The organism is Buttiauxella sp. B2, assembly GCF_006376615.1.
Lineage (GTDB): Bacteria > Pseudomonadota > Gammaproteobacteria > Enterobacterales > Enterobacteriaceae > Buttiauxella.
Map to the genome: position 1 here is coordinate 12,756 of NZ_VEXQ01000014.1, position 13,021 is coordinate 25,776.

7 protein-coding genes and 2 pseudogenes are annotated in these 13,021 nt (G+C 50.8%); 4 read left to right on the top strand and 5 right to left on the bottom strand.

The features are described from left to right. Positions 1-144 precede the first annotated feature (144 nt). The 3 genes from argE to FH968_RS15540 all read left to right on the top strand — a co-directional run bounded on the left by argE (position 145) and on the right by FH968_RS15540 (position 5,161). Positions 145-1,296, top strand: a complete 1,152-nt coding sequence (argE, locus tag FH968_RS15530) for an acetylornithine deacetylase (protein WP_139881081.1) — start codon at positions 145-147, stop codon at positions 1,294-1,296. 237 nt (positions 1,297-1,533) lie between these two features. Further along, complete coding sequence (gene ppc / locus FH968_RS15535) at positions 1,534-4,185, top strand: phosphoenolpyruvate carboxylase (RefSeq protein WP_139881082.1); 2,652 nt, start codon at positions 1,534-1,536, stop codon at positions 4,183-4,185. Between the two features lie 115 nt (positions 4,186-4,300). After that, positions 4,301-5,161 (top strand): helix-turn-helix transcriptional regulator, encoded by an 861-nt coding sequence (locus FH968_RS15540; protein WP_139881083.1) that lies wholly within the window; start codon positions 4,301-4,303, stop codon positions 5,159-5,161. On the opposite strand, the gene FH968_RS15545 is transcribed toward FH968_RS15540, so the two are convergent. Both FH968_RS15545 and FH968_RS15550 read right to left on the bottom strand, forming a co-directional pair. After that, positions 5,148-5,492 carry a PTS fructose-like transporter subunit IIB gene (locus FH968_RS15545; protein ID WP_139881084.1) on the bottom strand — a complete coding sequence of 115 codons (345 nt, stop codon included), beginning with the start codon at positions 5,490-5,492 and terminating at the stop codon, positions 5,148-5,150. The genes FH968_RS15540 and FH968_RS15545 overlap by 14 nt on opposite strands. Before the next feature lie 21 nt (positions 5,493-5,513). Next, a pseudogene (locus FH968_RS15550) lies at positions 5,514-6,254 on the bottom strand ([formate-C-acetyltransferase]-activating enzyme); the annotation flags it as partial. On the opposite strand from FH968_RS15550, the pseudogene FH968_RS15555 reads away from it, so the two are divergent. Then, positions 6,239-6,985 (top strand): annotated as a pseudogene (locus FH968_RS15555) (glycerol dehydrogenase); the annotation flags it as partial. The pseudogenes FH968_RS15550 and FH968_RS15555 sit on opposite strands and share 16 nt — an antisense overlap. Positions 6,986-7,039: 54 nt before the next feature. Here the strand turns inward: FH968_RS15555 and katG are convergent. From katG to FH968_RS15570, 3 genes are all read right to left on the bottom strand, one after another. After that, a complete protein-coding gene (gene katG, locus FH968_RS15560) occupies positions 7,040-9,220 on the bottom strand; it encodes a catalase/peroxidase HPI (protein WP_139881098.1) in 2,181 nt (726 codons plus the stop codon). Between the two features lie 252 nt (positions 9,221-9,472). Next, positions 9,473-10,363 (bottom strand): methylenetetrahydrofolate reductase, encoded by an 891-nt coding sequence (metF, locus tag FH968_RS15565; RefSeq protein ID WP_139881102.1) that lies wholly within the window; start codon positions 10,361-10,363, stop codon positions 9,473-9,475. 224 nt (positions 10,364-10,587) lie between these two features. Next, on the bottom strand, positions 10,588-13,020 hold the full coding sequence (locus FH968_RS15570) for a bifunctional aspartate kinase/homoserine dehydrogenase II (protein ID WP_139881106.1): 2,433 nt from the start codon (positions 13,018-13,020) through the stop codon (positions 10,588-10,590). Position 13,021: the final 1 nt, after the last annotated feature.

A 13,021-nucleotide genomic window follows, 5' to 3' on the forward strand; every position in this document is an offset into this window, starting at 1 on the left:
TCAGCGGGAAAGCCATCACCCAACATGCAATTACGTGGTTAAATCCACTGGAACTTAGGGTTCCATCGCGGCAGGTAATAATGTATTTTTATTCAATATTACTGCATGATTATGTATACCAACCTGAGCTAAGGCCTGTCAACAGTGAAGATGAAATTACCTCCTTTTATCGAGATTTACCGCGCATTGATCGCCACGCCATCCATCAGCGCCACCGACAGCGCGTTGGATCAGAGCAATGAGTCTTTAATCAATTTACTGGCTGGATGGTTCCGCGACCTTGGATTTAACGTCGAAATACAGCCAGTACCGGGTACACGCAATAAATTCAATATGTTGGCGAGCACTGGTAATGGTGCTGGCGGGCTATTGCTTGCGGGCCATACCGACACCGTGCCGTTTGACGATGGCCGCTGGACGCGCGACCCCTTCACGCTGACCGAGCACGAAAATAAGTTGTACGGCCTCGGCACCGCCGATATGAAAGGCTTCTTTGCGTTTATTCTCGATTCGCTGCGCGATGTGGATGTCTCCACACTGAAAAAGCCACTCTATATTCTGGCGACGGCTGATGAAGAAACGACGATGGCGGGTGCGCGTTATTTCTCTGAAACCACAAGTTTACGCCCGGACTGCGCCATCATCGGCGAACCGACCTCATTACAGCCAGTACGCGCTCATAAAGGTCATATTTCAAATGCGATTCGCATTCTTGGGCAATCTGGCCATTCAAGCGATCCTGCTCGAGGCGTAAACGCCATCGAACTAATGCACGATGCCATCGGCCATATCATGTCGCTGAAAAACACGCTGAAAGACCGCTATCACCACGATGCCTTCACCGTGCCGTATCCGACGCTGAACCTCGGACATATCAGTGGTGGCGATGCTGCAAACCGTATTTGTGCCTGCTGTGAACTGCATATGGATATTCGTCCGTTGCCAGGTCTGACGTTAAATGATCTGAACGGTTTACTTAACGAAGCGTTAGAACCTGTTAGCCAGCGCTGGCCAGGCCGTCTGACGATTTCTGAACTGCACCCGCCAATTCCAGGTTATGAATGCGCCAAAGACCATCAGCTAGTGCAAGTAGTCGAAAAATTACTGGGTGCCCAGACTGAAGTGGTGAACTACTGCACCGAAGCGCCATTTATTCAGACTATTTGCCCAACGTTAGTCCTGGGGCCAGGTTCAATAAACCAGGCACATCAGCCCGACGAATACATCGAAACACGTTTTATCGAACCAACTCGCAAACTGATAACGCAAGTAGTGCATCATTTTTGTTGGCATTGAAAATAGCGATTCAGGGGGTTTTGCCCCCTTTTTAAGCTGCTTTTTAGCGGATCATCATAAGAAACGCTTATCCACGAAGTTAGTAATTAAATTTCATGAATTAGCGTAATTTATTCGTTTGCTGAAACGATTTCGTAGCAATTGACGAACGATGACTTACGTGGCTTTATAAAGACGGTGTTGAACCTTCACGGGTGAAATTAAGTTACATAAAAAGATGGGGTGTCTGGGACTATAATGAACGAACAATATTCCGCTTTGCGAAGTAATGTCAGTATGCTCGGCAAGTTGCTCGGGGATACCATCAAGGATGCGTTAGGTGAAAACATTCTTGACCGCGTAGAAACAATCCGCAAATTGTCTAAGTCCTCGCGGGCAGGCAATGAAGCAAATCGTCAGGAATTGCTGACCACGTTACAGAACCTGTCTAACGACGAACTGCTCCCAGTAGCCCGTGCATTCAGCCAATTCCTGAACCTGGCCAACACCGCCGAGCAATATCACAGTATTTCCGCAAATGGCGAAGCCGCCAGCAATCCTGAAGTTATCGCTAAGACACTCCAAAAATTAAAAAATCAGCCGGATATTAGCGAAGCCGCCATTCGTGATGCTGTTGAGTCTTTGTCACTGGAATTAGTGCTGACCGCACACCCAACCGAAATTACCCGTCGCACCCTGATTCACAAATTGGTTGAAGTAAATAGCTGTCTGAAGCAGCTCGACCATAGCGATATCGCCGATTACGAGCGCAACCAAATTATGCGCCGCCTGCGCCAACTGGTGGCTCAGGCCTGGCACACTGACGAAATTCGTAAAAACCGCCCTTCCCCAGTTGATGAAGCGAAATGGGGTTTTGCAGTGGTTGAAAACAGCCTGTGGGAAGGTGTTCCGAACTACCTGCGCGAGCTGAATGAACAACTCGAAGACAATCTAAATTACAAACTGCCGGTCGATTTTGTTCCGGTGCGTTTCACTTCATGGATGGGTGGCGACCGCGACGGTAACCCAAATGTTACCGCTGATATCACTCGCCACGTTCTATTACTCAGCCGCTGGAAAGCAACTGATCTGTTCCTGAGAGATATTCAGGTGCTAATTTCCGAGCTTTCAATGGTGGAATGCACACCAGAACTGAGCGAACTGGCCGGCCCTGATGCTTCACAAGAACCGTACCGCTGCATTATGAAAGGCATTCGTCAGCAATTATTGGCGACCCAGGCGTGGCTTGAAGCGCGTTTGAAAGGCCAACGTCTGCCAAAACCAGAAGGTTTGTTAACGCAAAACGAACAGCTTTGGGATCCTCTATATGCGTGTTACCAGTCGCTTCAAGCTTGCGGAATGGGCATTATCGCCAACGGTCAGTTGCTCGATACCCTGCGCCGAGTGAAAAGTTTTGGTGTACCGTTAGTCCGCATCGATGTTCGCCAGGAAAGTACACGCCACACCGAAGCATTGGGTGAAATGACTCGCTATCTGGGCATTGGCGATTACGAAAGCTGGTCTGAAGCTGACAAGCAAGCCTTCCTGATCCGCGAATTAAACTCCAAACGTCCCTTGCTGCCACGCCAGTGGGAGCCAAGCGAAACCACTCGCGAAGTGCTGGAAACCTGTAAAGTCGTTGCCGAAGCGCCGCGTGGATCTATCGCTGCCTATGTTATTTCAATGGCGAAGACCCCCTCTGACGTACTGGCTGTGCACTTGTTGCTGAAAGAAGCAGGCTGCACCTTTGCCCTGCCTGTTGCTCCGCTGTTTGAAACACTCGACGACCTGAACAATGCCGATGACGTAATGACTCAGTTGCTGAATATCGACTGGTATCGCGGCTTTATTCAGGGCAAACAGATGGTCATGATTGGCTATTCTGACTCGGCGAAAGATGCAGGCGTAATGGCAGCTTCCTGGGCACAGTATCAAGCCCAGGACGCGCTGATAAAAACCTGTGAGAAAGCCGGGATTACGCTGACGCTATTCCACGGACGCGGTGGTTCTATCGGCCGTGGTGGCGCGCCTGCGCACGCAGCTCTGCTTTCACAACCGCCAGGAAGCCTGAAAGGTGGTCTGCGTGTGACTGAGCAAGGCGAAATGATCCGCTTTAAATACGGTCTGCCAGAAATCACCATCAGCAGCCTGTCGCTTTATACCAGCGCGATTCTGGAAGCTAACCTGCTGCCACCACCAGAGCCGAAGAAAGAGTGGAAACATATCATGGAGGAGCTGTCTGTTATCTCCTGCGATATGTACCGCGGCTATGTCCGCGAAAACAAAGACTTTGTGCCGTATTTCCGTTCAGCAACACCAGAACAAGAGCTAGCTAAGCTGCCGCTCGGCTCGCGCCCGGCAAAACGTCGCGCTAGTGGTGGTGTTGAGTCACTGCGTGCCATCCCATGGATTTTCGCCTGGACGCAAAACCGCCTGATGCTGCCAGCGTGGCTGGGGGCCGGTGCCGCGCTGCAGAAAGTAGTGGAAGATGGCAAACAGGACGAGCTGGAAACTATGTGCCGTGACTGGCCGTTCTTCTCCACCCGCCTTGGCATGCTGGAAATGGTATTTGCAAAAGCCGACTTGTGGCTTGCGGAATATTACGATCAGCGCCTGGTGAAACCAGAGTTGTGGAAACTTGGCACACAACTGCGCAACCAACTGGATGCGGATATCAAAGTCGTACTGGATATTGCCAACGACTCGCATCTTATGGCCGACCTGCCATGGATTGCCGAGTCCATCCAGTTGCGTAACATCTACACTGACCCGTTAAACGTCTTGCAAGCTGAATTACTGCATCGTTCGCGCCAGTCTGAAGAGAACGGTGAAGAACCTAACGCTCAGGTTGAACAAGCGCTAATGGTCACCATTGCAGGTGTTGCAGCGGGTATGCGTAACACGGGTTAAGAGATAAAACGCCCATTCAAACCCCGCATCTGCGGGGTTTTTTGTTTTTGCTCATGCGCATTGGAGCTTCAATGTGGCAGGATAAAACATCCTGATTAACCCGCTGTGGTGCAATATGAATGACGACGTAAGCCAAATCCTTTCTCGCCTGCTCAACAGCCCATCGGGCGTTCAACACGTCTGGTTTGCAGATAATCAGCTTGCCCCTTCGGAACTTGCTTATCAGGTTGATTTCCCGCGTCTGGAAGTGGTGCTGGATGGCGTGCTGATGGACGCCTGTGACGCAGGCATGCCCGCAAGGCTTGAACAATACGACGTGCTATATGTCCCGATGAAATGCTGGAACAACCCGCAGTGGAATACGCCCGTTACCACGCTGAGCATATTATTTGGCAAACAGCAGTTGGGATTTAGCGTCCTGCACTGGGATGGAACGGTGTTTAAAACACTGGGCAAACAGAATGTCGCCCGCCGTGGGCCACGCATTGGCTCCTTCCTGCTTCAGGCTCTTAACGAACTGGTGATGCAGCCTCGCGATCAACAAACGGCACGGTTTATCGTCAGCAGCATACTAAGCCATTGTACTGACCTGCTCGGCAGCCAGATCCAGACCGCTTCACGGAGTCAGGCACTATTCGACGCAATTCGTGAGTATATCGACGTAAGATATGGCGAACAGCTTACCAGGGAATCAGTCGCGCAGGCCTTTTACATCTCACCAAACTACCTTTCTCATCTCTTCCAGAAAACCGGTGCGATAGGTTTTAACGAATACCTGAATTACACCCGTCTGGAGCATGCCAAAACATTGCTTAAACGCTACGATCTAAAGGTGAAAGAAGTGGCGCACGCTTGTGGGTTTGTCGATAGCAATTACTTTTGCCGTCTGTTCAGGAAAAATACCGAGAGATCGCCATCAGAGTACCGCCGCCAGTACCATAGCCAACTAACAGAAAAGGCTCTCACCCCAGAATAATATGAGTATCCTGTGGAGTACCAAAAATGCGTCGCACCGCAGACATCACCTTTTGCGGCTCACGAAGAAACGCATTGATGCTCGACTGAACACATCGGCAATGCGCGAAACGCTCGGCACCAGACAGCTCAATGTCGGTGATTAATAACACCACATCGGCGTGCATTATATCCGCAAGCGTTAACTCATTCTCAATACCCAGCGCGCCCTGCGTTTCAATTTTGACCAACCATTTCTCTTGCTGGCAGAGTTTATCAAGACGCTCTGCCGCCATATAAGTGTGAGCGACACCGCTGACACATGCCGTCACTGCAACCAGATGTCGTGTCATTCCCTTCACCCTCAATGAAAACTAGCCGCCAATAGTAACGTCAAAACCTGCATCTTCAGCCATCTGGCGAAACTGCATGATTTCCGCCTCGCTCGGGGGAGCAATACCCGCCATTCGCCAGGGCTTATCAAGCAATTGATACTTTGGCTCACCATACTGATGGAATGGTAATAAATGCAGTTCAGTTAACTTCAATGGTGCCAGAAACTCAAGAATCGCCCGCATATTACCGGTATCTAATGTGTAGCCCGGAATGAGCGGGACTCGCGGTATAACATGGAGTCCTGCAGCCGCAAGCATCATGAAGTTTTTCAACACCCTCGGTTGATTGATATTGAGTATGGATCTTGCCTTTGCACTATCCATCATCTTCAGATCGAAAAGCACTTCATTACACTGCTGCGCCACCGCCAACAATTTATCGGGCGCCGCGTCACCAGCCGTTTCAATCGCAGTACGAATACCCAACGATTTTAATCGTTTTAAAAAACGGGCCGCAAATTCCGCCTGCATCAGCACTTCTCCACCGGAAAGCGTCACTCCGCCGCCCGATACACGGAAAAACACCTCGTCTTTAAGCACCTCCGTTTCAAGCTCACGGAAGGTGACATCACGGCCAACGTTTTCCAACGCTCTGGAAGGGCACTCATCCACATCGTTCAGGCAGGTGGCGCAATGCAGGCACTTTGCCTCACGCCGTACGGTTTCGACCTTCCCGAAGATCGACTCCGGGTTAGCACACCACGAGCAATGATGCGTGCAGCGCGCTGTCGGTGATTTATACCGATGATGGTGAATTCGACCATTATCTGATGCTGCCACATAATCCGAATATGGTCATTGTTGACACCAAAATCGTTGCCGAAGCACCGGCGCGTTTGTTGGCGGCCGGTATTGGCGACGCGATGGCAACCTGGTTTGAAGCCCGGGCCTGCTCACGTAGCGGTGCCACCACCATGGCGGGTGGCAAATGCACACAAGCAGCACTGGCACTGGCTCAACTGTGCTACAACACGCTGATTGAGGAAGGTGAAAAAGCGATGTTGGCGGCAGAGCAACACGTGGTGACGCCTGCTCTTGAACGTATTGTTGAAGCCAATACCTACCTGAGCGGCGTAGGCTTTGAGAGCGGTGGCTTGGCGGCAGCCCACGCTATTCACAACGGCTTAACTACCATCCCGGATGCGCATCACTACTATCATGGCGAGAAAGTGGCATTCGGAACGCTCACTCAACTGGTACTGGAAAATGCACCGGTCGAAGAGATAGAAACCGTTGCAGCGCTGTGCCATAGCGTCGGTCTGCCTATCACACTGGCACAGCTGGATATCAAAGATGATATCCCGGCGAAAATGCGCATCGTTGCCGAAGCATCCTGTGCCGAAGGCGAAACTATTCACAATATGCCTGGCGGAGCAGATGCCGATCGCGTCTATGCTGCGCTGTTAGTCGCCGACCAGTACGGCCAACGCCTTCTGCAAGCCTGGGAATAATAGCCATAATAAAATCCCCGCATTCACGCGGGGATTTTCAGGTCCGATAGCGGATTATTTCAGGTCAAAGCGATCCAAATTCATCACTTTCACCCAGGCTGCAACGAAGTCTTTCACAAACTTCTCTTTAGCATCTCCACTGGCGTACACTTCCCCCAGCGCACGCAGAACCGCATTGGAACCAAAGACCAGGTCCGCACGGGTCGCCAGATGTTTCACCTGACCCGACTGACGATCGCGGCCTTCAAATAATTCAGAAGAGTCATCTGTCGCTTTCCATTCGGTGCGCATATCCAGCAGGTTGACAAAGAAATCATTACTGAGCACGCCAAGACGATCAGTAAATACCCCTTGCTTACCGCCATCAAAATTCGCCCCCAATACGCGCATCCCCCCCACCAGCACAGTGAGCTCTGGGGCGGTCAGCGTCAATTGCTGTGCTTTATCAATCAGTAGTGATTCTGTTGTCGCCGCATCCTGATGGGCACGGTAGTTACGGAATCCATCTGCTGCTGGTTCAAGCAGGTTGAACATTTCGATATCGGTCTGATCCTGGCTGGCATCCACGCGCCCAGGAATGAACGGAACACGTACGCTGAGGCCTGCTGATTCTGCTGCCTGCTCAACACCCACTACACCAGCCAGCACAATAATATCGGCCAAAGATGCTTTACCGGAAGATTTCTGAATCGCTTCCAGTACTGGCAGAGCACGGGTCGCAGCAACATTCACATTCCAGCTACGCTGAGGAGCCAATGCCAGGCGAGCACCATTAGCCCCACCACGTTTATCACCGCCACGGAAAGTAGACGCCGATGCCCAAGCCACAGAGACCAGTTCACCAACCGACAGGCCGGAACGGGCAATTTCTGCTTTCAGGTGGTCGATATCTGCCGGTGTTGGGCTAAATGTCGCTTTCGGCAACGGATCCTGCCAAATCAGTTCTTCTTTTGGCACTTCCGGGCCGATATAACGCGCTACTGGCCCCATATCGCGGTGAGTCAGCTTGAACCATGCGCGGGCAAAAGCTTCATTGAATGCTTGAGGATCATTAAGGAAACGACGTGAAATTTTCTCGAACTCTGGGTCAAAACGCAGCGTCAGGTCGGTAACCAACATGGTTGGCTTACGTTTTTTCGATGGGTCAAAAGGATCAGGGATGATTTCTGGCGCATTTACAGCTTCAAACTGAATGGCACCAGCAGGGCTGCGCGTCTGTACCCATTCAAATTTGAACAGGTTCTCGAAGAAGTAGTTACTCCACTGCGTTGGCGTTTGTGACCAGACGACTTCCAGGCCAGAAGTAATCGCATCAGCACCGACACCGCTCCCGTGGCTGCTCATCCAGCCTAAACCCTGCGCTTCAATTGGCGCTGCTTCTGGGTCGACTCCCACATGGGTTGCTTCCGCCGCACCATGGGTTTTACCCAGCGTATGGCCACCAGCGATAAGCGCGACTGTCTCTTCGTCATTCATCCCCATATTGCCAAAAGTAGCACGGATGGCAGCGGCCGCTGAAAGCGGTTCACCACTAGCATTAGGCCCTTCAGGGTTAACGTAAATCAGCCCCATTTCGGTTGCAGCTAATGGACGTTTGGCAAGTGCTTCAGGATCACGATGCTCAAGCCAGGCCTTTTCATTACCCCAGTTCACATCGAGATCAGGTTCCCAAACGTCTTCACGTCCAGCGCCAAAGCCGAAGGTACGGAAGCCGGAGTTTTCCAGCGCCACGTTCCCCGCTAGTACATAAAGATCAGCCCAGGATATTTTCTGACCATATTTCTGTTTGATCGGCCACAACAGGCGACGAGCTTTATCAAGACTGACGTTATCCGGCCAGGAATTAAGAGGAGCAAAACGCTGCTGACCACGGCCTGCACCGCCACGACCATCGACTGAACGATAAGTGCCAGCACCATGCCAGGCCATACGAATGAACAACCCGGCATAGCTACCCCAGTCGGCAGGCCACCATGGCTGAGAATCGGTTAACAAGGATTTGAGGTCGCCTTTCAGCGCAGAATAATCGAGTTTGCTGAATTCTTTACGATAGTCAAAATCTTCGCCAAGAGGATTGGAGCGGTTTGAGTGCTGATTGAGGAGATCAACACGGAGTTGTTTCGGCCACCAATCACGAGTGCTTGTACCCGCTCCCGCACTTACATCCTGATTGCCCTGATGAAACGGGCACTTTCTTGCTGAAACCGTACTTTGATCGTTTTCATTTGTACTCATCTTCCTGCTCCATTTCACTGTTTTAATACCAGGATATACATCTATTGAGATAAGTTATAGATGAAAAAAACTACAGATTTGATAGTTATTTCCTTCTGGTTAAAAGCAAGGTAGCAAAAATTTTTTTTAAAGAAGCGTGTCAGCCTCATAAACCATCAAAACTAACCATTAAAAGTCTGAGGGATACAAGGAAGGAAAGATGAGTGAATTGACTGCGGAGAAAGTCATGGCCCTTACGGGCCATTTATTGAATCAGATTGACGGTCGAACACCCAGTGTATGGCAAATCGCGTAACTCATCTCGGCACGGTTTAGCGTGTAGAAATGGAAGTCTTTCACACCTTCACGGCTGAGGATTTTCACCATATCCATCGCAATGTTGGCACCCACCATTTTGCGAGTTTCCGGATCGTTATCCAGCCCTTCAAACATCTGCGCCATCCAGTGCGGAACGCGCACGTTGGTCATGGTGGCAAATTTATGCGCTTGCTTGTAGTTACTGACTGGCAAGATTCCTGGCACGATTTCTACGTCGATACCGGCAGCAACACAGCGGTCACGAAAACGCAGATAACTTTCTACGTCGAAGAAAAACTGGGTAATCGCGCGGTTTGCACCAGCATCAATCTTGCGCTTCAAGTTGATCAAATCAGCCTGTGCGCTTTTCGCTTCTGGGTGAACTTCTGGGTAAGCCGCAACGGAAATATCAAAGTCACCGACTTCTTTTAACAGCGTAACCAAGTCTGAAGCATACATGTCTGGCTTGCCGCCACCTGGTGGTAAATCACCGCGTAGGGCAACGATATGGCGAATGCCACTGTTCCAGTAATCCTGCGCGATAGTGCGCAGTTCGTCGCGGCTGGCATCAATACACGTCAAATGCGGCGCGGCTTCCAGACCAGTACGGTCTTTAATACCTTTGATGATGCTGTGGGTGCGATCACGCTCACCGGAGTTTGCACCGTAAGTTACGGAGACAAATTTCGGCTTCAGGCTGCTAAGTCTGTCAATTGAGCTCCACAGGGTTTGTTCCATTTCACTGGTGCGCGGCGGGAAAAACTCAAAGGAAACGTTAATTTGCCCGGCTACTTCGGCCAGACTCTGATTTAGTGCTTCCCGCTGGTTGGCGTGAAAAAAGCTCATACCCTTACCTCATCAATCGCATTTATCATTATATGTTGTTGTGTTTGCAGTCCAGACGTTTAGACGTCCAGATAGCAAGATGAAGGAAAAGCGTTTCGCCGTCAACTGAAAAATCAGTACTAGAAATGAGGAATTCTCACGCAAGTTGAAATTTTTTCATGTTCTACTGAAAGGATCAAAAAAGGCCAGCAAAGCTGGCCTCGTTATTTCTGTATGTTCGCGATTTAGAGCAGCTGCGCCAGACGATTGAGATCCGATTGAATAGCGCCTGCGGTCACATCACGCCCAGCACCAGGTCCACGGATAACCAACGGATTATCACGATACCAACGGCTTTCGATGGCAAACACGTTATCGCATGGCAGCAGTGAAGCCAGAGGGTGCTCAGGACGCACCGCTTCCACACCGACTCGTGCTTTACCATTGGCATCGAAACGCGCAACGTAACGCAACACCAGGCCCATTTCTTGAGCCGCTTCCAGACGTTGAATCATCTGCTCGTTCAACTCGTCGCCATTTTCGAAGAAATGGTCCACGGATCCCTCTTCACTGCCGTTTGTCACCAGCGACTCAACGCGTACTTGATCAGGCTCGATGTCATAACCCGCTTCACGAGCAAGAATCACAAGCTTGCGCATCACGTCTTTCCCAGAAAGATCGACGCGTGGATCAGGTTCAGTCAACCCTTGCTGCCAGGCCTGGTCCACCAAATCGGTAAACGGCACTGTGCCGTCAAATTGCAGGAACAACCATGAGAGCGTTCCGGAGAAAATACCGCTAATCGCAAGAATTGAGTCACCGCTTTCACGCAGATCACGAACGGTATGGTTCACTGGCAAGCCCGCACCAACGGTGGCGTTGTATAACCAATGGCGGCCTGTTTTGGTAAAAGCATTGCGAATTTCACGATACTTTTGGCTATTGCTGGCACCCGCCAGCTTATTGGCGCTGATGACGTGGAAACCGTGGCTAGCAAAATCAAGATATTGATCAGCTAGTTGTTGGCTCGCAGTCACATCCAGAACGACTAAGTCGTCATACGGATGCGCACGCATCCACTGGAATAAAGATTCTTCATCCTGCTCTACCGCTTCATCATTGAAGAAAGCGAGTGCGCGGCTGGCATCCAGTCCTTCGTAGTTCAGCAAGCTACGGCTACTATCCACCACACCTGCCAGTACAAATTCAAAACCAGTACGCGCAGAGATAGTTTCTTGTTCACGGGCAAACAGTTCCAGCCAACGCGAGCCAATATTTCCTTTGCCAAACAGAACCAGACCAATGCGTTTTTCAGCACGGAATAACGACTTATGCAGGCCCTTAATTAAGTTCTCAGTAGGGCCGACACGCAGAATGGCAACCAAGCTAATACCATCTTCAGACTGCCAGATAAACTCAACAGGCTGGTCTTTTAGCTGCTGCCAGAAACGGTGGCTGTGTAGTGGGTTACGGCAAACGCCCGCCCCAACCATTGCAACCAGAGCCAAACCTTCACGCAGACGCAATTCGCCCGGCAGGCCAGCGTCCTGAAGCGTTTGCAATACGCTACCAGCAACTTCAGAGGTGTAGCAAAGCTGTAGCAGATTGCGGTCTGGATGAACGCCAACTGACAATGGGCGAATCTGGGCGCGTTTTAACAACGTATCCAGTTCTTTATGTGCCAGTTTAAAATCTTGCTGCGGGGAGACTTGCAATTCAATCAGGCAAACATCGTCGTGACTGGTGACGATACGCGCACCCGTACCGGAAGCCAGTACGCGTTCAATGCGCGTTGAGCCCTGTTCAGGTGAGTAGCTACAACGTAATTGCAGGTCGATATCGCTACCTGAAACAGGCTGCAAAGTGCGAGCGTGAAGCACTGGTGCTGCCAGACGTGCCAATTCACTCGCTTCGTCCAGTCGCAATAATGGAAGCAAACAAGCATCTTTCACTTTGCGTGGGTCCGCACTGTAAACTCCGGCAACATCACTCCAGATGGTCACGCGGGAAACTCCAGCCAATGCACCAATCTGTGTTGCAGAATAGTCAGAACCATTACGGCCCAGCAGCACAGTTTCGCCTGCATCGTTACGGCAGATAAAACCAGTAACCACGAGGCGTTTGTGCGGATGCTGCGCCATGAGTTCTTGCAGCAACGGCCAGGATAAACCTTCATTAACTTGCGGTTGCGCCGCACGTTCAGCACGCATAAATTCACGCGCATCAAGCCACGCAGCAGGATGACCTAACTGATTGAGCACCGCAGACATAAGACGTGCAGACCAAATTTCACCATGACCTACGACTTCGGCATACACGGCGTCGGTCATTTTGCCATCCAGTAAACCCGCCAGACGCTCAAGATCGTGAATAAATTGACCGATTAAAGCATCAGCAACATCAGGTGCGACGAGACCCGTGATCAGTTCACTCTGATAACGACGCAGAGCTTGCTGAACCTGATGAGCAGAAAGACGATCACTCTGGCTCAATTTCAACCAATTTATCAACTGGTTAGTTGTGCTACCGGCGGCGGAAACCACCATCATGTCGCCAGGTTTAGAATACTCGGCCATGATCCCCGCAACGCGCAGGTAACACTTCACATCTGCCAGACTACTGCCACCAAATTTATGCAGTTGGCGACCCGTCGCCGCTGCTGGTGCTGAAACACTCATG

Coding starts and splice junctions, on each gene's coding strand:
- ppc (WP_139881082.1), top strand. CDS start 1,534: ATGAACGAACAATATTCCGCTTTGCGAAGTAATGTCAGTATGCTCGGC.
- FH968_RS15540 (WP_139881083.1), top strand. CDS start 4,301: ATGAATGACGACGTAAGCCAAATCCTTTCTCGCCTGCTCAACAGCCCA.
- FH968_RS15545 (WP_139881084.1), bottom strand. CDS start 5,492: ATGACACGACATCTGGTTGCAGTGACGGCATGTGTCAGCGGTGTCGCT.
- katG (WP_139881098.1), bottom strand. CDS start 9,220: ATGAGTACAAATGAAAACGATCAAAGTACGGTTTCAGCAAGAAAGTGC.
- metF (WP_139881102.1), bottom strand. CDS start 10,363: ATGAGCTTTTTTCACGCCAACCAGCGGGAAGCACTAAATCAGAGTCTG.
- FH968_RS15570 (WP_139881106.1), bottom strand. CDS start 13,020: ATGAGTGTTTCAGCACCAGCAGCGGCGACGGGTCGCCAACTGCATAAA.